This window comes from Cognatundibacterium aquatile, assembly GCF_014699135.1.
Taxonomy (GTDB): Bacteria; Pseudomonadota; Gammaproteobacteria; order Burkholderiales; family Burkholderiaceae_D; genus Undibacterium; species Undibacterium aquatile.
This window is the reverse complement of the sequence record NZ_JACOFT010000005.1, coordinates 195,577-215,830: the sequence shown is the minus strand read 5'-3', so window position 1 is coordinate 215,830 and position 20,254 is coordinate 195,577. Positions and strand designations below refer to the sequence as shown.

21 protein-coding genes are annotated in these 20,254 nt (G+C 52.8%); 4 read left to right on the top strand and 17 right to left on the bottom strand.

Annotated elements, in window-relative coordinates:
• Positions 1-21: 21 nt before the first annotated feature.
• From ctaD to H8K26_RS14280, 3 genes are all read right to left on the bottom strand, one after another.
• Positions 22-1,617 carry a cytochrome c oxidase subunit I gene (gene ctaD, locus H8K26_RS14290; RefSeq protein WP_186884459.1) on the bottom strand — a complete coding sequence of 532 codons (1,596 nt, stop codon included), beginning with the start codon at positions 1,615-1,617 and terminating at the stop codon, positions 22-24.
• A 32-nt stretch (positions 1,618-1,649) separates the two neighbouring features.
• Positions 1,650-2,822, bottom strand: a complete 1,173-nt coding sequence (gene coxB, locus H8K26_RS14285) for a cytochrome c oxidase subunit II (protein WP_186884458.1) — start codon at positions 2,820-2,822, stop codon at positions 1,650-1,652.
• Between the two features lie 232 nt (positions 2,823-3,054).
• Positions 3,055-3,969, bottom strand: coding sequence for a methyltransferase domain-containing protein (locus tag H8K26_RS14280; protein ID WP_190480458.1), 915 nt, complete (start codon positions 3,967-3,969; stop codon positions 3,055-3,057).
• An 89-nt stretch (positions 3,970-4,058) separates the two neighbouring features.
• Between H8K26_RS14280 and H8K26_RS14275 the strand changes: the two genes are divergently transcribed.
• Both H8K26_RS14275 and trmL read left to right on the top strand, forming a co-directional pair.
• Positions 4,059-4,805 (top strand): ComF family protein, encoded by a 747-nt coding sequence (locus H8K26_RS14275; RefSeq protein WP_223827037.1) that lies wholly within the window; start codon positions 4,059-4,061, stop codon positions 4,803-4,805.
• Between the two features lie 9 nt (positions 4,806-4,814).
• Positions 4,815-5,285, top strand: coding sequence for a tRNA (uridine(34)/cytosine(34)/5-carboxymethylaminomethyluridine(34)-2'-O)-methyltransferase TrmL (gene trmL / locus H8K26_RS14270; RefSeq protein ID WP_190480456.1), 471 nt, complete (start codon positions 4,815-4,817; stop codon positions 5,283-5,285).
• Between the two features lie 46 nt (positions 5,286-5,331).
• On the opposite strand, the gene rfaE2 is transcribed toward trmL, so the two are convergent.
• From rfaE2 to H8K26_RS14205, 13 genes are all read right to left on the bottom strand, one after another.
• Complete coding sequence (gene rfaE2 / locus H8K26_RS14265; RefSeq protein ID WP_190480454.1) at positions 5,332-5,811, bottom strand: D-glycero-beta-D-manno-heptose 1-phosphate adenylyltransferase; 480 nt, start codon at positions 5,809-5,811, stop codon at positions 5,332-5,334.
• A gap of 152 nt (positions 5,812-5,963) precedes the next feature.
• Positions 5,964-6,896, bottom strand: a complete 933-nt coding sequence (locus tag H8K26_RS14260; RefSeq protein WP_190480452.1) for a CysB family HTH-type transcriptional regulator — start codon at positions 6,894-6,896, stop codon at positions 5,964-5,966.
• 13 nt (positions 6,897-6,909) lie between these two features.
• A complete protein-coding gene (locus H8K26_RS14255; RefSeq protein WP_186884453.1) occupies positions 6,910-7,974 on the bottom strand; it encodes a sulfate/molybdate ABC transporter ATP-binding protein in 1,065 nt (354 codons plus the stop codon).
• 15 nt (positions 7,975-7,989) lie between these two features.
• The gene (gene cysW / locus H8K26_RS14250) at positions 7,990-8,895 is read right to left on the bottom strand and encodes a sulfate ABC transporter permease subunit CysW (RefSeq protein ID WP_190480450.1); all 906 of its coding nucleotides are present in this window, start codon (positions 8,893-8,895) and stop codon (positions 7,990-7,992) included.
• Positions 8,895-9,755 (bottom strand): sulfate ABC transporter permease subunit CysT, encoded by an 861-nt coding sequence (cysT, locus tag H8K26_RS14245; RefSeq protein ID WP_190480448.1) that lies wholly within the window; start codon positions 9,753-9,755, stop codon positions 8,895-8,897. The genes cysW and cysT overlap by 1 nt, the downstream gene beginning before the upstream one ends.
• Positions 9,756-9,930: 175 nt before the next feature.
• The gene (locus tag H8K26_RS14240) at positions 9,931-10,800 is read right to left on the bottom strand and encodes an EAL domain-containing protein (protein ID WP_190480446.1); all 870 of its coding nucleotides are present in this window, start codon (positions 10,798-10,800) and stop codon (positions 9,931-9,933) included.
• Positions 10,801-10,896: 96 nt separating this feature from the next.
• A complete protein-coding gene (locus H8K26_RS14235) occupies positions 10,897-11,112 on the bottom strand; it encodes a TOBE domain-containing protein (protein ID WP_186884449.1) in 216 nt (71 codons plus the stop codon).
• 167 nt (positions 11,113-11,279) lie between these two features.
• Positions 11,280-12,089 (bottom strand): ATP-binding cassette domain-containing protein, encoded by an 810-nt coding sequence (locus tag H8K26_RS14230; protein ID WP_190480628.1) that lies wholly within the window; start codon positions 12,087-12,089, stop codon positions 11,280-11,282.
• A gap of 230 nt (positions 12,090-12,319) precedes the next feature.
• Complete coding sequence (gene ssuC / locus H8K26_RS14225; RefSeq protein ID WP_190480443.1) at positions 12,320-13,216, bottom strand: aliphatic sulfonate ABC transporter permease SsuC; 897 nt, start codon at positions 13,214-13,216, stop codon at positions 12,320-12,322.
• A 9-nt stretch (positions 13,217-13,225) separates the two neighbouring features.
• Positions 13,226-14,371: an FMNH2-dependent alkanesulfonate monooxygenase gene (gene ssuD / locus H8K26_RS14220; RefSeq protein ID WP_186897829.1), complete on the bottom strand. Its 1,146-nt coding sequence runs from the start codon at positions 14,369-14,371 to the stop codon at positions 13,226-13,228.
• Between the two features lie 19 nt (positions 14,372-14,390).
• Complete coding sequence (locus tag H8K26_RS14215) at positions 14,391-15,449, bottom strand: sulfonate ABC transporter substrate-binding protein (RefSeq protein WP_190480441.1); 1,059 nt, start codon at positions 15,447-15,449, stop codon at positions 14,391-14,393.
• Positions 15,450-15,621: 172 nt separating this feature from the next.
• The gene (ssuE, locus tag H8K26_RS14210) at positions 15,622-16,206 is read right to left on the bottom strand and encodes an NADPH-dependent FMN reductase (protein ID WP_190480439.1); all 585 of its coding nucleotides are present in this window, start codon (positions 16,204-16,206) and stop codon (positions 15,622-15,624) included.
• Positions 16,207-16,238: 32 nt separating this feature from the next.
• A complete protein-coding gene (locus H8K26_RS14205; RefSeq protein ID WP_190480437.1) occupies positions 16,239-17,252 on the bottom strand; it encodes a sulfate ABC transporter substrate-binding protein in 1,014 nt (337 codons plus the stop codon).
• A gap of 168 nt (positions 17,253-17,420) precedes the next feature.
• Here H8K26_RS14205 and H8K26_RS14200 point away from each other — a divergent pair, with 168 nt between their 5' ends.
• The gene (locus H8K26_RS14200) at positions 17,421-17,999 is read left to right on the top strand and encodes a glutathione peroxidase (protein WP_190480433.1); all 579 of its coding nucleotides are present in this window, start codon (positions 17,421-17,423) and stop codon (positions 17,997-17,999) included.
• Positions 18,000-18,119: 120 nt separating this feature from the next.
• Here H8K26_RS14200 and H8K26_RS14195 read toward each other — a convergent pair whose 3' ends face one another.
• Positions 18,120-18,749, bottom strand: a complete 630-nt coding sequence (locus H8K26_RS14195; RefSeq protein ID WP_190480431.1) for a TetR/AcrR family transcriptional regulator — start codon at positions 18,747-18,749, stop codon at positions 18,120-18,122.
• A 221-nt stretch (positions 18,750-18,970) separates the two neighbouring features.
• Between H8K26_RS14195 and H8K26_RS14190 the strand changes: the two genes are divergently transcribed.
• The gene (locus H8K26_RS14190; protein ID WP_190480626.1) at positions 18,971-20,254 is read left to right on the top strand and encodes an NAD(P)/FAD-dependent oxidoreductase; all 1,284 of its coding nucleotides are present in this window, start codon (positions 18,971-18,973) and stop codon (positions 20,252-20,254) included.

Below are 20,254 nucleotides of genomic sequence, written 5' to 3'. Positions count from 1 at the left end.
CGGCACCTCTGCCTTTATTCATTATTTAACGACAGGAGGCTCTTCGAAGGTGTGGAACGGTGCCGGACTTGGTACTGTCCACTCCAGCCCTTCTGCGCCTTCCCATGGTTTTGCTGGTGCAGCTTTTCCACCTCTGATCGAAGGAATCACGACCGCCAGTATGAAATACACCTGCATCAGACCGAAACCAAACGCACCGACCGAAGCGACCGTATTCCAGTCAGTAAATTGCGCCGGATAATCAGCATAACGACGTGGCATCCCGGCCAACCCCAGGAAATGCATAGGGAAGAAAGTGATGTTAAATGTGATCAGCGACAGCCAGAAATGAATCTGACCGCGAGTTTCGTTATACATGAAGCCTGTCCATTTCGGGCTCCAGTAGTAGTAACCCGCGAACAAGGCAAACAGCGAACCGGCGACCAGCACATAATGGAAATGCGCGACCACGTAGTAAGTATCCTGCAACTGAATATCAATCGGCGTCACCGCCAGTATCAGTCCAGTGAAACCACCGATGGTGAAGACGAAAATGAAACCAACCGCAAACAACATCGGCGTTTCGAAAGTCATCGAGCCCTTCCACATCGTTGCCACCCAGTTAAATACTTTCACACCGGTAGGAACCGAGATCAGCATGGTGGCATACATGAAGAACAACTGCGCCGTCACTGGCATACCGGTGGTAAACATGTGATGCGCCCAGACGATGAACGACAGAATCGCGATCGATGCAGTTGCATACACCATCGATGCATAGCCGAACAAAGGCTTGCGCGCAAACGCAGGCACGATCTGGGAAATAATACCGAACGCTGGCAAAATCATGATGTACACCTCTGGATGTCCGAAGAACCAGAAAATGTGTTGATACATCACAGGATCACCGCCACCGGCAGCGTTGAAGAAGGACGTGCCGAAATGACGGTCAGTCAGGGTCATGGTGATCGCACCAGCCAATACCGGCATCACCGCGATCAGCAGGTAAGCCGTAATTAACCAAGTCCAGCAGAACATCGGCATTTTCATCAGCGTCATGCCTGGAGCGCGCATGTTCAGAATCGTAGTGATGATGTTGATCGAGCCCATGATGGACGATGCACCCATGATGTGGACTGCAAAAATCGCCATGTCCATACCAGGTCCCATTTGTGTGGACAACGGTGCATACAGCGTCCAGCCTGCTGCGGTTGCACCACCCGGTACCCAGAATGACGACACCAGCAGAATCGCGGCGGGTGGCATCAGCCAGAATGAGAAGTTATTCATCCGCGCAAACGCCATATCGGATGCGCCGATTTGCAGCGGGATCATCCAGTTGGCGAAACCAACGAAGGCCGGCATGATCGCACCGAACACCATGATCAGGCCATGCATGGTCGTCAATTGGTTAAAGAATTCCGGTTGCACCAGTTGCAGCCCGGGCTGAAATAACTCAGCACGGATAATCAGGGCGAGAACGCCGCCTGATAACAGCATCGTGAATGCAAACCATAAATACAGACTACCGATATCTTTATGATTGGTGGCAAACAACCAGCGGCGGAAACCATGAGGATGGTCGTGCGCGTGGTCGTGCGAATGATCGTGAGCGTGATCAACAGTTGTGGTGCTCATCTTGTCTCCTGTTTCCGGTACGTTTAGTACGTTTACTTACGCGCAGCCAGAACTTCAGCTGGTTGGACGATATTTTCAGCGGCTTTATTAGACCAGCTGTTACGGGTATAGGTGATGACGGCGGCGATTTCCGTGTCGGACAAAGTGGATTTCCACGATGGCATCGCATTTTTGCCGTTCAACAAAATACCAACCTGACCCGCTTTGGCACCGTTGACAATCAGCGACCCCTCTAATGCAGGGAATGCACCCGGAACACCTTTGCCGCTAGCCTGATGGCAGGCAACACAGTTGGCGGCATAGACTTTCTCACCACGCTGTTTTAACTCGTCGACCGTCCAGACTTTATTCGGGTCATCCGCTTTGGCGGCCATTTCTTTTTTCTTGGTATCGACCCATTTTTTATAGTCGTCGTCAGAAACCACATTCACAACGATAGGCATAAATGCATGTTCTTTACCGCACAGCTCCACACACTGACCGCGATAGACGCCAATTTTTTCTGCTTTGAACCAGGTATCACGGACGAAGCCGGGAATCGCATCCTGCTTCACACCGAAAGCCGGAATCGTCCAGGAGTGAATAACGTCGTTGGCAGTGGTGATAATGCGTACTTTTTTATTCACAGGGACGACGACCTGATTATCGACTTCAAGCAGATAATTATCGCCACGGGCTTCGGTCGGCGCAACGCCGGGAGAGCCAACCTGGGTGCGGGGTGTGGATAAGGTCGATAAGAAAGAAATGCCTTCGCCTTCACCTTTGAGGTAGTCATAACCCCATTTCCACTGCATACCAGTGGCTTTAATCGTGATATCAGCGTTCGAGGTATCTTTCATCGCCACGACTGTTTTGGTCGCTGGCAGCGCCATGCCGATCACGATCAGAAAAGGCACCACAGTCCATGCAATTTCGACTGTCGTACTTTCGTGAAAAGAGGCTGCCTTATGGCCGAGAGATTTCCTGTGTTTCAGGATGGAGTAAAACATGACTCCGAAGACGGCCACAAAAATGACCAGACATATAACCAGCATCAGGTTATGTATCGAGTAAATTTGTTCCGCTATTTGTGTGACAGGTGTTTGTAAATTTAACTGGCGCACTGCCGGTCCACCCTGGCTGTCGACCACTGCCCACGCGGGCAGTCCTGCCGCCAGGAGCGAGGCACCCAGCATGAACGACTTTAATCGCTTTCCATGTTTCATGATATCCCCAAAACCCCGTTTAGAATTCTTATGAATTTGTCGTACCAGGACGCGGAATATTGTTACAAAGTGCGTGCTGGCAACTTCTACAACGTCGTGAGTATAAGGTGTAACTTAAAAGGATATCAAGCAGAATACAAACAAGAAATCAATGATCTGGCGCAAATGAAACAACGAATAATAGCGCTTGCTTATCACTTTAAGATGCTTCTTTAATCCAGATCAAACAAAATCAAGGCCGTTTTTTTGGTAAATCGAAGCGGACGATGGATTCGCCTGCAGCCGTTTTCTTATTGACTGGCTTAAAAGCGTGCCCGTAAACCACCTCAAAACTCAAGGCAATACGGCCATCGGCAGCGCGTTGCTGCTCCAACGCCTTCAGCATTGCCTGATGCGCATGTTTTCCGCTCAGACCCTGACGACGGCTCAGCAGCGGATTGCCGCCAAGCGCACGCACGTCGGCCAGCAATTTTTCTGTGTCCTGATACGTCAGCGTGATTTTTTCCATATCCATCACAGGTGTGGAAAAACCGGCATTCACCAGCATGTCGCCGAAATCATGCATATCCACAAACGGCAAGGTGTGCGGAAATTCATCAACGTCAGCATAAGCCTGGCGTAATTCTTTCAAAGTATCCGGCCCGAAGCATGAAAACATCAGCAAGCCATCGGTGCGCAAGGCGCGGCGCCATTCCGCAAACACCAGATCGGGTTGCGGATGCCAGTGCAAGGCCAGATTCGACCAGATCAGATCGAGTGACTGCGATGGCAAAGGCAATTTGGCAAAGTCGCCACAAATCAGATTTGCGCCCTGCTCACCACGTAAGGCGACCGGCGTCCATTTTGCAAACAAACGGCCAACCGCACTCATCGCTGCCCGTTCTTGGTCCTGAATTTCTGCCAGCATCGCGGGTGCGGCATCCAGCGCCAGCACTTGCGCTCCGGCATACATGCGTTGAAATTCAGCGACATCGGCACCGGTTCCGCAACCGGCATCGAGTATCTGCGCGGGTGTGATCCGCACCAGTTCCAGCTTTTCCCGCATACGCCCGGCAATCTCCCGACGTAAAAAATCAGAACCCGCGATTTTTGCCGGGTGAGAAAAAAGCTGACGAACCAGCCTTGTGTCGATAGGTGCACTGAGCATAAGGAAAACGATCTTGGCGTCTGTTTGAGTGAGATAATGCGGGAGTTTACACGCTTGTGATTACGGCCGCTGCATGACGGCACAAACAGATGATGCACTTACGGCAAATATTGCATAAAAGCTGGCAAGCTTCGTTGACACAACTGCTGCCGTGCAGTTGTGCCTTATGTCATGCCCAGAATCCGGATGTCATTTGCGAACAGTGTCTGATCACCTATTTTCCGCGCGACATCTGTCGTTGTGAACAGTGCGGTTTGAGTATGCCGCCGGGTGCCAATACGCCGCGTTGTGGCGACTGTCTGCAAAATCCACCGGCCTTCGACAGCACCATCGTTGCCTGCGATTACGAAGCACCGCAAGACCGCCTGGTACTGTCGTTAAAATTCGGCCATCATCTGGCGCTCGCCCCGGTGTTTGCCGCAATGTTGCGCGATGCCATTCTGCGCCAGCAGCATCAGGATTTGCCCGACTTTCTCTGCGTCGTGCCATTAAGCCAAAACAGGCTGACAGAACGCGGATTCAATCAGGCACTGGAAATAGCCAGACCACTGGCGCAACATCTCGGCATCCCCTTGCATCCACAGACATTGCACAAAACCAGAGAAACCGCCAAACAAAGCAGTCTAGCGCCCGATGCACGTATGCGGAATGTGAAAAACGCCTTTGTTCCTGACGATCAGCTACTGCAAACCATCAAGGGCAGGCATATCGGTATCGTAGATGATGTCATCACCACTGGCATGACCCTGCACGAAATCGCTACAATGCTGAAACGTTTTGGCGCACGCAAAGTCAGCAACTATGTTTTTGCCCGCACTCCACATCACACTTATTAAGGAAACGCCTTGTTTCACGTCGTCCTCGTAGAACCTGAAATTCCGCCGAATACCGGCAATATCATCCGCTTATGCGCAAACACCGGAGCCCAGCTACACCTGATAGAACCGCTGGGTTTTCCACTTGACGACAGTAAGATGAAACGCGCTGGCCTTGATTATCACGACTATGCGACGATGAAAGTGCATAAAAACTGGGAAGCGTTTCTGGCGAGTGAACAACCGGACACACAAAGAATGTTTGCAATGACCACGCATGGCTCGACGGCATTTTCCAGCGTCGCCTTTCACCCCGGCGATTATTTCGTCTTCGGTGCAGAAACGCGCGGACTTGCGACAGAATTGCGTGAATCTTTTCCTCTCAGTCAGCGCATACGCTTGCCGATGCGGCCAGACAATCGCAGCCTGAATCTGTCGAATACCGTGGCGGTCGTCATTTACGAAGCCTGGCGCCAGAACGGTTTTACCGGCGGCGCCTGACCTTAAAAAAATGTGTCCGGCATCACAGAAAAGCCGGACGCCGGTGTCAGTTTTGCGCCCGGACTTTCGCCAGCAACTTGCTGGTGGAACGATCGTGTTCAAAATCAATCGCTGCCACCTGACCGCCATACGCCAGCACCGCCTGCCCTTCCGGAATCGCGCTCATGTCGTAATCACCGCCTTTGACATAGATATCCGGATGCGCGCTGAGTACCGCTTCCAACGCGGTATCTTCATCGAAATCGACCACCAGGCTGACTGCTTCTAATGCCGCAACCACGGCCATGCGATCAGCACAGGTGTTCACCGGGCGGTCATCCCCCTTACCCAAACGCCTGACCGAAGCATCCGTATTCAGTGCTACCACCAGCGACGCGCCGTGTTCTCTGGCCTGAGCAAGATAGGTCACATGACCACGATGCAAAATATCAAAGACGCCATTCGTCATCACCACGGGTTTGGGTAATGCAGCAACCCGCTCTGCCAATGTGGCACGGGTACAGATTTTTTGTTCAAATTCAGGCATACGGATTCATTCAGAAAATAGCGACGAAAAAATAGCCGCCTGGAAAAGCGGCCATTGTACACGGCGTATTTCGGCCATCACGCAGATAGACGTGAATGCCAGTTCTTATGTCGATTATTAAGCAGGCTGCGCAAGCAGCGTTCTGCGGTCAATCAGTTATTGTCAGCGTCCGCAATCGCCTTGCGGATGTCTTCCTTACTCAGCGCTGGCGCAAACTGGCGGATAAAATCATAAGTGTAGGTGCGTAAATACGCACCGCGCCGCACCGCCAGCCGGGTCACATTCGGCGTGAACAAATGATCGGCAGCGATGGTGCGTAAGCCATTGGTACGATTCGTTTCTATCGCCATCGACGCCACGATGCCTACGCCCAATCCAAGCGCGACATATTGTTGAATCACGTCAGAATCCATCGCGGTCAGCACGATGTCGGTGCGCAAACCGGCATCGACAAAAGCCGCATCAATATGACCGCGACCGGTGAAACCGACGTCATACGTGATCAACGGATAATTTGCCAGATCTTCCAGCGTCAGCATTTCTTTACGCAACAAAGGATGGCCTTCCGGCACGACGATCACGTGATTCCATTCGTAGCATGGGAACGACACCAGATCCTTGAATTGCGATAAGCCCTCAGTCGCAATACCGATATCGGCTTTACCTGACATCACCCATTCAGCGATGTGTTCGGGTGAGCTTTGTTGCAAGGCGATGCGTACTTCTGGAAATGCCTGACGGAATTGTTGCACCACTTTCGGCAACACATAGCGCGCTTGCGTATGCGTGGTGGCAATCGCCAGCGTGCCTTTGGTCTGATCTGAATATTCACTGCCGGCCTGATGCAGATTTTCAGCTTCCAGCAGCAAACGTTCTATGATGGGCAGGATGCCTTTTCCGGGCTCAGTCAGGCCGGTCAGACGTTTGCCATTGCGTTCAAAAATATCCACGCCCAGCTCTTCTTCCAGCTCGCGGATCTGGCGGCTGACACCTGGCTGCGAAGTGAATAAAACATTGGCGACTTCGGTCAGATTAAAACCACGTCGGGAAGCTTCTCTGATCGAGCGTAATTGTTGAAAATTCATGGTATATCTCCGCTCAGTTGTTATCGACAAAGACGTGTAAGCGCTTGGGTTTGACCACCAGAGACTCGCCGACTTTCAGTTGTAATTGCAGATAACGCTCGCTCGATATCATCGCTTCGACCAGATCGCCGTTATCATCACGCTCCATTTCCAGTTGCGCCAGCGGGCCTATGCTGTGCACGCGCCGCAATTGCACAACCAGCCCCTCGGCACCCGGCGCATAGCGGTCGATCTCGAATTCATGTGGACGCACATACGCCGTGCCGAAGGCATCTTTGGTATCGGCATGACCCGGTGCTTCAAACGGCACACCACCGGCATCGAGTATGCCTTCATGTACACGACCACGGAACAGATTGACGTTACCCAGAAATCCATACACAAACGGTGTGGCCGGATGCTGATATACCTCGGCAGGCGCACCGACCTGTTCGACCTGACCCTGATTCATCAACACGATCTTGTCGGCGACTTCGAGTGCTTCTTCCTGATCATGCGTGACGAAAATACTGGTCACATGTAATTCATCATGCAGACGACGCAACCAGCGGCGCAGCTCTTTACGCACCTTCGCATCGAGCGCACCGAAAGGCTCATCGAGCAACAGCACGCGCGGCTCTACGGCAAGTGCACGTGCCAGCGCGATACGCTGCCGCTGACCGCCGGACAATTGCGGTGGATAACGATCCGCCAGCCAGTCCAGCTGCACCAGTTCCAGCAGTTTCGTGACTTTTTCTTTGATCTGCGCTTCCGACGGACGCACATTTTTTGGCTTTACCCGCAAACCAAATGCGATGTTTTCAAATATCGTCATGTGCTTGAACAAGGCATAGTGCTGAAACACAAAGCCAACCTGACGATCACGCACATGCTGTTGCGAAGCGTCCTGACCATCGAGCAAGACCTGGCCGCTGTCGGCAAATTCCAGACCGGCGATGATGCGTAGCAAAGTTGTTTTTCCGCAGCCGGACGGCCCTAACAAGGCCGTCAGTTCGCCATCGGGAAAATCCAGCGAAACATTATTCAGCGCAGTAAATTGACCAAAACGTTTATTTAATTGATGAACGGCGATACTCATGATTTTCGCTCCAGCTTATTCTTCAGAAATGGGGGCGCGACTCTCATTGGTGCGCCATTCAACGATCGTTTTTAATGCCAGTGTCAGCAAGGCCAGCAAGGTCAGCAACGAGGCCACCGCAAACGCCGCCACGAAGTTGTATTCGTTATATAAAATTTCGACTTGCAAAGGCATGGTGTTGGTCTCGCCGCGAATGTGACCAGACACCACTGACACCGCGCCGAATTCGCCCATCGCCCGCGCATTACACAGGATCACGCCATACAGCAAACCCCATTTGATGTTCGGCAAAGTCACATGCCAGAAGGTTTGCCAGCCTGATGCGCCCAGCACCAGCGCGGCTTCTTCTTCCTCACTACCTTGCGCCTGCATCAACGGAATCAGCTCACGCGCGACAAACGGAAAAGTGACAAAAATCGTCGCCAGTACGATGCCCGGAACTGCGAACAGAATTTTGATATCGTGATCGCGCAACCATTCGCCAAACCAGCCCTGCGCACCGAACAGCAACACATACACCAAGCCTGAAATCACGGGCGACACTGAAAACGGTAAATCGATCAGCGTCAGTAAAACGCTCTTGCCACGAAACTCAAATTTCGCAATCGTCCAGGCGGCGGCGACACCGAAAATCAGGTTCAGCGGCACCGCAATGCCCGCCGCAATCAGCGTTAATTTAATCGCCGACAAGGCATCCGGTTCGACGATCGCTTCCAGATATACCTGCCAGCCTTTTTTCAAGGCTTCGGCAAACACCGCCGTCAGCGGCACAAATAAAAACAAGGTCAGAAACGCGAATGCGATCAGGGTCAGCGTGACGCGTATCCACAAAGGTTCCAGCGTCGCTGCCGGAGTGATCGCGGGTTCAGCACGACGTTGGTTTGCGACCGGTAAGGCTGATGAAATAGTGGTGGTGCTCATTATTCTTTTCCTCCTTGCCGGCTGCGCGTCCATGCCTGCAAAGCGTTAATTGACAGCAGCAGAACAAACGACAGCAACAACATCACGACAGCGATGGCGGTGGCACCGGCGTAATCGTATTGTTCTAATTTGGTAATCATGAACAGCGGTGTGATTTCTGAAATCATCGGCATGTTGCCAGCGATAAAAATCACCGAGCCGTATTCGCCGGTCGCCCGTGCAAACGCGAGCGCAAAGCCCGTCAGCATCGCAGGCAATATCGTCGGGAAAATCACCCGTGCGAATACTTGCCAATGGCTGGCGCCCAGACTCAGCGCGGCTTCTTCGAGTTCTTTTTCGGCTTCTTCGAGTACCGGTTGCACCGTGCGCACCACAAAAGGTAAGCCTATGAATGTCAGGGCGATCAGTATGCCTAAAGGTGTGAACGCGACTTTGATGCCGAGCGGTGTCAGCAATTTGCCTATCCAGCCATTCGGCGCATACAAAGTCGCCAACGTGATACCGGCGACTGCTGTCGGCAAGGCAAATGGCAGATCGACCAGTGCATCAATCAGACGCTTGCCTGGAAATTTATAGCGCACCAATACCCAGGCAACGATGCCGCCAAACAGCACATTGATCAGCGCGGCCAGAAAAGACGCACCGAAAGTCAGGCGATACGATGCCATGACACGATCAGATGTCACGGTTTCCCAGAACGCCTGCCAGGTCATGGTGAAGGTTTTCAGAAAAACCGCAGAAAGCGGGATTAAGACAATCAACGCCAGGTAAAACAAGGTAAATCCCAGCGAAAGATGAAAGCCGGGAAGCACGCGTTTACTGGTCGGTTGACCGCCTGTTGCAATTGCAGCAGATGCCATAGTCAGCCTTTATTACTGATTCAACTAAAGATGGCAAATATTGGCAGGATTTTGATATAAGAAAAACGAATTTTTTGTTATGTCTTTAGATGATAAACACATATAGCAAGGCCGAAGTCAGTCACCAGGGCGACTGCGACGACGGCAGCAACCGAGGCAACCGAAACACTGCGGCTCAGCCCGACAGTTCCGCCCCGGTAGCTGCAACGGTCGCGCTTACATGGGATGTGGCCGCTGGCAGCACCACTGCTTGTCCGACCAGCGTTGCTTTCGGTAAGTCAAACAAAAAGCCCTGTACCAGATACGGGCTGGCCGTGTCGTTCGCCTGTTGCAGCGATAGCAAGCGCGCTTCATTTTCTATGCGCCGGAAAATGATATTGCACTGCGCCTGATCTGCACGTTGCAGCAGACTGATCTGCGCTGGCGCATGATTAGCCGCGCAGATGTCGATTTTGATCGCATCAGGCCGTATGCGGTCAAGTAAATCACCCGCTTGTTCCAAGGTGCTGGCATTCACGCCGATGCGAAAACCGTTGCGGCGATAATTTTCAGCGACATGCGTCAGCACCCAGCGCTGGCTCGGCGTGATCAGCGGCAGTTGCAGAATAATCTGTTCATGCGGTATTTCCAGTGTATTGAGTATGCGGCGAAACGCGTTGCCGTGATTGCCTTCCACAGCGGCCAGCAAGCGGCTGTGTACGCTCAGATACAAATCCAGCCCCGGCTCTGGCTGCTGACGATAAAAATTCAGCGTATGCAGCAAGCGGCAGAGACGATCCAGCTCCACCGATTCATCATCATTCGCGACGTATTCCAGCAACTTCCAGATATTGAGTCCCTGATCGCCCGGATCATAGCTGCGGGCATAAGCTTCATAAGCAACGATCTGATGATCCACACCCGAGCGTATCGCCTGAAACGCACTGGTCAGGCTCGCATTGAAATAGCGTCCGCGGGCGCGCCCCTGCTCGTCCAGCCACAGATGGCTGCTGGCCATGGAATGACGCAGGCGGCTCAGATAATTTTGTAATGTCAGATGATGCATATTTCCTCCCTTCAGCGGCCACGCTTTGTTTCGCGCTGCAACGCCTTCAGTAGTAAGTCAGTGCGTGGTCGCTGTGAAGACGCGTAGTACGCGCAGTTACAGTTTCGCGATCGAGACTTCGGTGGCCTTCACCAGCGCCACCACGTCGCTGCCGACCACCAGATTCAGATCGCGGATAGAACGCGTCGTGATCACGGATGTCACGATGCCGGCCGGGGTTTCGACATCGACTTCGGAGACAACATCGCCTTCGATAATCGCTTTGATTTTGCCGCGGAACTGGTTACGTACATTAATCGCCTGAATTGTCATTTTTCTTCCTTTGTGATGCGGAAAATATCCCGAAAAACAGATACTCCCCCGCTTTTTTAATAAAACACCCCTAATGTCCTTGAATTCATTGGGCTTTAAAACATACTCCCCCGGAGTATTTTTATACTGATTTGATGCTGATTTGAAGCTGCCAGCAGAGCTGAAACCTAAATCGCCCAGGTCACCTGGTTGACCGTGCGGAGCAGCGACACGTCGCCGAGTTCCGCATCCGGCTGCTGCGCCGGGCGCTGCAACACCCGCGCCAGTATCTGCTCTTCCAGCGCGGCAAAGACCGGGTTGCCACGCGCGCGTGGCCGCGGCAAATCGATTTTCTGATCCAGCGTGATCTGACCGTCTTCAATCAGAATCACACGATCAGCCAGTGCAATCGCTTCCTGCACATCATGCGTGACCAGCAAAGCGGTGAAGCCGCGCTGTTGCCAGAGTTGCTCAATCAGGCTTTGCATCTCGATGCGGGTCAATGCATCAAGCGCACCCAGTGGCTCATCCAGCAGCAACAGGGTCGGCTCATGCACCAGCGCTCTGGCCAGCGCAACGCGCTGACGCTGACCACCGGACAACACCGATGGCCACTCGCCAGCGCGCTCAGCCAGCGCGACCTTGTTCAGCGCCGCAACTGCATCGCTGCGACGACCGCTTAAACCGAGGGCGACGTTATCGAGCACGGTTTTCCACGGCAGCAAGCGTGAATCCTGAAACATCACGCGGGTTTCCGGACGGCTGTTGTTTTGCCCGTTGTTCTGTCCATCGTGCTGCGCAAACTCCAGGCTGCCGCTGTCGGCTTTTTCCAGACCGGCGATCAGGCGCAGCAAGGTGCTTTTACCGCAGCCGCTGCGACCGATCACCGCGACAAACTCACCGGCTTCGATATCTAGTTGCAACGACTTCAGCACGCTGCGGGCCTTGTACGATTTTTGCAAATTCTGAATACGGATGGCCGTGCCTGATTGCGGCATCTGACGTGGCAAATGTGGCAGAGGTGAAATCTGCGGCGATTTCTGCGCTGGGCTCAGTTCTTTTCTACTGTCTTGTCTGCTGTCCTGCCCGCTGTATTGTCTGATCACGTCCGCAGCAGATGTCGGCTGCGCCGCATATTCAGTGACTTGGCTGATGCCGTCGTCCAGCTCTTGCCTGAGCGCGGCGATACGCGCCACCGCTGGTGAAGGTGAATATAAAATGTTCGGCATCATGCAAGCTTTCTCTGATAACCCGGATGCCAGCGCAGCCAGTAATGTTCAAGTGCGCGTGACAACACATCGGCGATTTTCCCCAGCAGGGCGTACAGCAAAATCCCCACCAGCACGACATCGGTCTGTAAAAATTCACGCGCATTCATGGTCATGTAGCCGATACCCGCCTGCGCTGAAATGGTTTCAGCAACGATCAGCAAGACCCACACCAGCCCCAGCGCAAAACGCACGCCGACCAGAATAGAAGGCAAAGCGCCGGGCAAAATCACATCGCGGTATAAAGCCCAGCCCGACAAGCCATAGCTGCGCGCCATTTCTATCAAGCCCTGATCAACCGAACGTATGCCGTGAAAGGTATTCAGGTACACCGGAAAAAATACGCCGACCGACACCAGAAACAGCTTCGCCGTTTCATCGATACCAAACCATAAAATCACCAGCGGTATCAGCGCCAGCGCCGGGATATTGCGTATCATCTGCAAGCTGGTATCGAGCAGGGTTTCAGCGCTGCGGAAAGTGCCGGTCAGCAAACCGAGTAACAAGCCCAGACCACCGCCAATCACAAAGCCCGACACCGCACGCCACAGGCTGGTTTTTGCGTGGATAAAAATTTCACCTGAAACGCTCAGATTCCAGAAGGCCTTCGCGACTGCCAGCGGCTCCGGCAGAATACGGCTCGATAACCAGCCCTGTTGCGCCGATACCTGCCAGATCACCAGCAATAACAGCGGCACCGCCCACGGTGCCAAGGCACGCAAAATGCGCAAGGCATGCTGACGCCACGGCGTGGCTGGGCGCGCCGATTCGCGACGTCGGAAGGTCTGCGACAAGTCGTCTGCAAGTGCAGCAAACTCATTGAATTCATTGATCTCAGTTTTAAGCGGCGACGCCATACTGTGCTCCTAGCTTTGCGAAACCTGCGGTGCGATGGAATTCGCGATCACTTCGCCGAAAGGGCCTGTGAGCGAACTCGTGACACGCGGCACCGATTTTCCTATCAGCGGAAAGACCAGTTCGGCGAAACGATACGATTCTTCCAGATGCGGATAACCGGAAAAAATAAAGGTCTCAATGCCGAGTGCCGCATATTCTTTGATGCGCGCCGCCACCGTTTCCGGATCACCGACCAGCGCCGTTCCGGCACCACCGCGCACCAGCCCGACGCCCGCCCACAGATTCGGCGAGACTTCGAGTTTGTCGCGCTTGCCGCCATGCAGTGCCGACATCCTTTGCTGACCGACTGAATCCATCTTCGCAAACGCTTTCTGCGCGCGCGCAATCACCTCATCATCAACATAACGGATCAGATCATTTGCCGCCGCCCAGGCTTCTTCATTGGTTTCACGCACAATCACATGCAGGCGGATACCAAAGCGCAAAGTGCGGCCATGCTTAGCGGCGCGTGCGCGCATGTCGGCGATTTTTTCAGCGACGGCCGCAGGTGGTTCGCCCCAGGTCAGATAAACGTCAACCTGTTCCGCTGCGAGCTCGTGCGCCGGTGCCGATGAGCCGCCGAAATACAAAGGCGGATGCGGCTTTTGCACCGGTGGATAGAGAGTCTTCGCACCTTTCACAGTCAGGTGTTTGCCGCTGAAATCATAACCGGCATCGCCGCCCTCACCGGCCAGCGACGCGCGCCAGATACGTAAAAATTCTTCCGTGATTTCATAACGTTTTTCGTGGTCGGCAAAGACGCCATCGGCTTCGAGTTCGCCCTGATCGCCACCGGTAACGATATTGACCAGCAAGCGCCCGTTCGACAAACGATCAAAGGTGGACGCCATGCGCACCGCCAGACCCGGACTGCTCAGCCCGGGACGAACCGCCACCAGAAATTTCAGTTTTTTCGTCGCACTGATCAAACTCGAAGCAACGACCCAGGCATCTTCGCAAGAGCGACCGGTCGGCAGCAGCACACCATCGTAACCCTGAGTGTCGGCTGCCACCGCGATTTGTCGCAGGTAGTCATAACTGATTTCGCGCGCACCGTGGCTGGTACCGAGATAGCGCGTATCGCCGTGGGTAGGAATAAACCAGAAAATATTCAAGCTCATCGCATTTCTTTCTTTATTTCAGGACAGATGTTTTAGCGCCGGATGGCAGCCAGACTGCATCGCGTACGTTGATGCGTTTCGGAATCAGCTTCAGATCGGCAAAGGTATCTGCAATGCTTTGCTGTTCCTGAATCACGGCCTCAGACAAGGGCTTCACTCCATAAGAAAAACGGCCGACGGACAGTTCAACGATTGTCGGTTCCAGACCGACCTGCACCGACAGAATTGCTGCGGTTGCCTTGATGTTCTTTGCGCTCCAGTCGCCGGTCTTGGCGATCTCATCCAGAATCACACTGATGATCTCGGGATGCTTCTGTGCGTAAGAGCGTGAAGCGAGATAGAACTGGTGGTTGCTGACAGCGCCTTTACCGTCAGCCAACACGCGGGCGCCGAGCTGCTTTTCAGCGGCCGCCAGAAACGGATCCCAGATCGCCCAGGCATCAACGCTGCCGCGCTCAAATGCGGCACGCGCATCGGCGGGCGCGAGAAATACGACTTCCACATCTTTGTACGCAAGCCCGGCTTTTTCCAGCAGCTTCACCAGCAGGTAATGCACATTCGAGCCTTTGTTGAGTACGATTTTTTTGCCCTTCAGGTCCGCCACCGATTTGAGTGTAGAGCCTTTCGGTACGACGATCGCTTCGCCTGCAGGAGCCGCAGGTTCATTGCCGACGTACAGCAAATCGGCACCGGCCGCCTGTGCGAAAATCGGTAGCGCTTCGCCAGTTGTGCCGAAATCAACACTGCCGACATTCAGACCTTCCAGCAATTGCGGGCCCGCCGGAAACTCTGTCCATTTCACTTCCACACCCAGCGGCGCAAGGCGTTTTTCGAGGCTGGCACTGCCTTTCAGCACAGTCAGCGTGCCGTACTTCTGGTAGCCGATGCGCAAGACACTTTTCGCTGCGACTTTCGTTTGCGCATGAGCGACATTCAGGCCTCCGGCAAAAGCAATCGCCGTCAATGCCAGCATGCCGGTCAGCACGCTGCGGCGCAGTGCAGTGGTCTTTTTCACCTGTTCAACGTAACGTGTATGACGGCGTTGCAGGATAGTATTCTGATTTTCACTCATTTCATTTCCTTGACTGATAAGGCAAGACTTACCCCTGCCGGAAATCTGGCATTGCGGTAACGCTTACGGGATTGCTGGTAAATATCCGGTGTTGCAGCGGTTCAGAAAACCACGATTGATGAACCTGTCATTTCCTGAACCCGCATGAGTTCAGGTGCAAGTCAGGCACAATTCAGGCACGACAGCACATCAGTTCTGCGACTGCCGGTTTCGATGCCTGTATATGCCGTAAAGACGAGAGGCTCTCGGCCAGTAATTGTGCTCCGTCAGCAACTCGCTGTGCTATCGCGGCATCCAACTGTAAGCCTTGCTGTTCGTGCCACTGAACCTGTGCATCGGTTGCATAGACGCCCGGCAGTACATGACGTGCCGACAGCGATGTCAGTACCGGGCGCAAGGCGTAATCGAGTGCCAGCATGTGCGATTGGCTACCGGCTGTCGCCAATGGCAATACAATTTTTCCGCTCAGGCCGTCTTGCGGCAGTATGTCTAAAAATGCTTTTAACAAGCCGCTGTAAGCCGCTTTGTAAATCGGCGTGGCAATCACCAGCGCATCGGCGCGCTCGACCAATAATCTGGCGACATTCAGTTCGGTATCGGAAAAATCCGCATTCATCAGCGCTTCCGCCGGCAGATCGCGGACATGCAGGCTGACGGTACGTTGTCCGAGCGCATTGAGTTTCTCACCGGCATACTGCAGCAGACGAGTGGAGCGCGACGGCGAAGACGGGCTACCGGAAAGCAGGAGAATAGTCATAGTGATTCCTTCAATGCGCTCGATAGCGTCAATTATTTTTTATTTGGCTGATAAATCTGATCAAATACACCGCCATCGGCAAAATGGGTTTTCTGAGCAACAGTCCAGCCACTGAAGGTGTCATCAATATTGAATAACTTGATTTTCGAGAATTGCCCGGCATATTTTTTCGCCGCTTTTTCACTGACCGGACGATAGAAATTTTTACCGATAATGTCTTGTGCCTCGTCGGTGTAGAGGTAATTCAGATAAGCCTCAGCCACTTTGCGCGTGCCGCGTTTATCGACCACTTTATCGACGACGGACAACGGTGGCTCAGCCAGAATACTGATGGACGGTGTGATGATTTCAAATTTATCCGCGCCGAATTCTTTGAGTCCCAGATAGGCTTCGTTTTCCCATGACAACAGCACGTCGCCAATACCGCGTTCGGTAAATGTCACCGTTGAACCGCGCGCACCGGAATCCAGCACAGGCACATTTTTAAACAGCTTTTGCACATATTCTTTTGCCGACGCGTCGCTACCGCCTGGCAATTTCAGCGCATAACCATACGCCGCCAGATACGACCAGCGCGCACCGCCGGAAGTTTTCGGATTCGCAGTAATCACAGATACGCCGGGCTTAATCAGATCGGCCCAGTCTTTAATGCCTTTAGGATTCCCTTTACGCACGAGGAAAACGATGGTGGATGTGTAAGGCGAAGCATTGTGTGTCAGACGCTTTTGCCAGGCTTTTGACAGCAAACCCACATTCGCAATCGCGTCGATGTCATACGCCAGCGCGAGTGTCACGACATCGGCATCCAGACCATCGATCACCGAACGTGCCTGTTTGCCGGAGCCGCCATGCGACTGTTTGATCGTGACTTTGTCGCCGGTTTTTGCCTGCCATTGTTTTGCAAACGCCTGATTCACGTCCTGATACAGTTCGCGTGTCGGATCGTAGGAAACATTCAGCAGCGTGATGTCTGCAGCTTGGGTGCCACCATGAATCGCACCGGCAAACGCGAAGCTGGCGAGGAGCAGGAGTTTTTTTGCTTTCATCTGGAATCCTTGGAATCAGTGTTTAACGAGGATGTCAGAATAATTCGCGACTTTATATTTGAAAACGAAGTATTTTTACGATCTATATTCATTTTTCATATAAAGAGCCTGATCAGCAGTTTTTTACTGGCTAGGCTACTATGTGCTTCTTTCATGAAGGAGACCTCCATGCTGCGACATTTTGTTGTGTATTCTGTTGTCTGTTCCGCCGTTATTGGCAGTCTGGCTGCAATCAGCAGCCCGGCCTTCGCTGAGGAAGCGGATGCCTGCCCGGCCATCCTGAATCACAAATTCAATCGCCTGCAAGACGATGCGCCGCAAGATCTTTGTCAGTACAAAGGGAAAGTCGCATTGGTCGTCAATACTGCCAGCTATTGCGGCTTTACCAATCAATACGAGGGGCTGGAAAAAGCCTATGCCAAATACAGCAGCAAAGGTCTGGTCGTACTCGGTTTTCCGTCGAATGATTTCGGCAAGCAAGAGCCGGGCAACAGTAAGGAAATCGCCGATTTTTGCTACAACACTTATGGTGTGAAGTTTCCTATGTTTGCCAAGTCATCCGTGACCGGCAAAGACATCAATCCGCTGCACGCTCAATTGGTCAAAGCGACAGGCACAACGCCGAAGTGGAATTTCTACAAATACCTGATCGATCGTAAAGGCAACGTTGTTGCCGCTTACAGCAGCATGACTAAGCCGGACGATAAAAAGCTGGTCGCCGATATAGAAAAAGCGCTGGTGGAATGAGCTGACGACCTACAGACAAACACCGTTAATAAAAAGGCTGGAAGCCCCTGTTTATAAGGGCTTCCAGCCTTTTTTTGATGTAGTACACGGATTACAGGAACAACCAGAAGAGAGCGTATGTTACGCCACCGGTGCTCTCGCCTGCTCTGATAAAAATCCACCGATAGTCGCATGCACCATCGCTGCGACGATCTGCTCATGCGTCAACCGCTGGTCGCGCACCAGAAACTCCATCGTCGGATCGCAAGCACGTGAATACAAGGTGTACACCAGCACATCATCTGGCACCAACGCCGTCAAAGCGCCTTGCTTACGTGCGGTTGCCACCAGTGCATAAAAACGCTTGTTGATCCGCAAAGCCACTGTCACGTAATCGAGATTCAGCATCAGGCTACGTTGCAACGCGCGGCTTGTCGATGGCAGATGCGGCACGCCCCCTTGCAAACGCAAACGCAGTGACCAGGCAAGAATGTGCCTGATTTTTTCTATCGCAGGCATGTCTTCTGGCAGGGTGTCTAATTCTTCCAGTGTTGCTTTCAGCAGACGGGTCAGCGCGGCCGCTGCCAGCTTTTCTTTCGAAGAAAAGTGTTTGTACAGACTACCTTTCGCGATGCCGACCGCATCAGCGACATCATCCATCGTCATCAGGTCATACCCTTTATCAGATAAAAGATGATTGACCGCATCAATGATCGCTTCTTCACGCGCGTCAAACTGCTGTTTTTTAAAGGGAATTTTTAGCTTTATCATTTTTTTCTGTACAACTTTAAACTTTGTAGTATATTTCATGACTGATCAGTCATGAAATGAAACACCAGGTCATATTTTAACTCAGGCGTATCGGCAACGGGTAGAAATCTGTATTTCCTCCCGGTCAGGTCGGTAACAGAACATGGCTGAAATAAGCGTAAGTCGGGAATGCAAGCTTGTTGGGCGGCATTCATTACAAAAAAATTTATCGTTAAAAAATGATGAAAATTGCGGTCATCGGTTCCGGCATCTCCGGCCTCTCCTGCGCTTATGAATTATCCCGCGCACACCACGAAGTCAGTCTGTTTGAGGCAGACAGTTATTTTGGCGGACACACGCATACCGTTGATGTGACGCTGGAAGGAAAAACCTATGGCGTCGATACCGGCTTCCTGGTGTTTAACCACAAAACCTATCCGAATCTGGTCCGGTTATTTAAAGAACTGCAAATAGAAACTGTCGCGACTGATATGTCGTTCTCGGTCAAAATGCCGATAGCCGGAAGATATCTGGAATGGGCAGGTGCCAATCTGGATACCGTGTTCACACAACGACGTAACCTGTTGAATCCACGCTTTCTGCGCATGTTGCGCGACATCCTGCGTTTCAATAAACAGACGACCGCGATGGCAAAAGCGGAAGCAACGCATGATTTCCACATTCCGTTGGGTCAGTTTTTGCAGCAGCATCGTTATAGCGAAGAATTTATCCACTGGTATCTGTTGCCGATGGCCGCCTGCATCTGGTCTTGCCCGACTGCGACCATGATGGAATTTCCTTTATCGTCGTTCGTCAGTTTTTGCCACAACCACGGCTTATTACAAGTCAACGACAGGCCGCAATGGCGTACCGTCAAAGGCGGTGCCCGACATTATGTTGAACAGCTTCTGCCACATATTGCCCACACCTATCTGCATACGCCAGTCAGTGCGGTACAGAACAGTGCATCAGGACGGGTCAGCGTCATATCGGCAAAAGGCATTGAAGAGTTTGACCACGTCGTCATGGCGACACACAGCGATCAGTCGTTGAAAATGCTGACAGACAGCAGCGCCGCGGAACAACAGATATTATCGGCAGTGAAATACCAGCCTAACCGCGCGGTACTGCACACCGACGCCAGCTTCCTGCCGGAGAACCGCAAAGCCTGGTCCGCCTGGAATTACCAGAGTGCGAATGGAAAAGAGCCGCAAGTCTGCGTGCATTATCTGATCAATCAATTGCAGCCGCTGCCATTCACAACCCCGGTTATCGTCAGCCTGAATCCAATTCAGGACCCGGCACCGGAAAACATCATTGCCAGCTTTGATTATGCCCATCCTGTGTTCGATGCCGCAGCAGTGAAAGCGCAAACGATGCTGAATCAGATACAGGGCCAACGACAGATCTGGTTTGCTGGGGCCTGGACGGGTTACGGCTTCCACGAGGATGGCCTGAAATCCGGCTTGCGAGTCGCAAAAAATATTATCGCCAGCCAGACGCTGGTGAGGCCACTTGCAGCCTGA

Coding starts and splice junctions, on each gene's coding strand:
- rfaE2 (WP_190480454.1), bottom strand. CDS start 5,811: ATGCCTGAATTTGAACAAAAAATCTGTACCCGTGCCACATTGGCAGAG.
- H8K26_RS14205 (WP_190480437.1), bottom strand. CDS start 17,252: ATGAAAGCAAAAAAACTCCTGCTCCTCGCCAGCTTCGCGTTTGCCGGT.
- H8K26_RS14260 (WP_190480452.1), bottom strand. CDS start 6,896: ATGAATTTTCAACAATTACGCTCGATCAGAGAAGCTTCCCGACGTGGT.
- cysW (WP_190480450.1), bottom strand. CDS start 8,895: ATGAGCACCACCACTATTTCATCAGCCTTACCGGTCGCAAACCAACGT.
- ssuE (WP_190480439.1), bottom strand. CDS start 16,206: ATGACTATTCTCCTGCTTTCCGGTAGCCCGTCTTCGCCGTCGCGCTCC.
- H8K26_RS14275 (WP_223827037.1), top strand. CDS start 4,059: ATGATGCACTTACGGCAAATATTGCATAAAAGCTGGCAAGCTTCGTTG.
- H8K26_RS14195 (WP_190480431.1), bottom strand. CDS start 18,749: ATGATAAAGCTAAAAATTCCCTTTAAAAAACAGCAGTTTGACGCGCGT.
- H8K26_RS14280 (WP_190480458.1), bottom strand. CDS start 3,969: ATGCTCAGTGCACCTATCGACACAAGGCTGGTTCGTCAGCTTTTTTCT.
- H8K26_RS14240 (WP_190480446.1), bottom strand. CDS start 10,800: ATGCATCATCTGACATTACAAAATTATCTGAGCCGCCTGCGTCATTCC.
- H8K26_RS14190 (WP_190480626.1), top strand. CDS start 18,971: ATGAAAATTGCGGTCATCGGTTCCGGCATCTCCGGCCTCTCCTGCGCT.
- coxB (WP_186884458.1), bottom strand. CDS start 2,822: ATGAAACATGGAAAGCGATTAAAGTCGTTCATGCTGGGTGCCTCGCTC.
- H8K26_RS14235 (WP_186884449.1), bottom strand. CDS start 11,112: ATGACAATTCAGGCGATTAATGTACGTAACCAGTTCCGCGGCAAAATC.
- H8K26_RS14215 (WP_190480441.1), bottom strand. CDS start 15,449: ATGAGTGAAAATCAGAATACTATCCTGCAACGCCGTCATACACGTTAC.
- ctaD (WP_186884459.1), bottom strand. CDS start 1,617: ATGAGCACCACAACTGTTGATCACGCTCACGATCATTCGCACGACCAC.
- cysT (WP_190480448.1), bottom strand. CDS start 9,755: ATGGCATCTGCTGCAATTGCAACAGGCGGTCAACCGACCAGTAAACGC.
- H8K26_RS14255 (WP_186884453.1), bottom strand. CDS start 7,974: ATGAGTATCGCCGTTCATCAATTAAATAAACGTTTTGGTCAATTTACT.
- ssuC (WP_190480443.1), bottom strand. CDS start 13,216: ATGGCGTCGCCGCTTAAAACTGAGATCAATGAATTCAATGAGTTTGCT.
- H8K26_RS14200 (WP_190480433.1), top strand. CDS start 17,421: ATGCTGCGACATTTTGTTGTGTATTCTGTTGTCTGTTCCGCCGTTATT.
- H8K26_RS14230 (WP_190480628.1), bottom strand. CDS start 12,089: ATGCCGCAATCAGGCACGGCCATCCGTATTCAGAATTTGCAAAAATCG.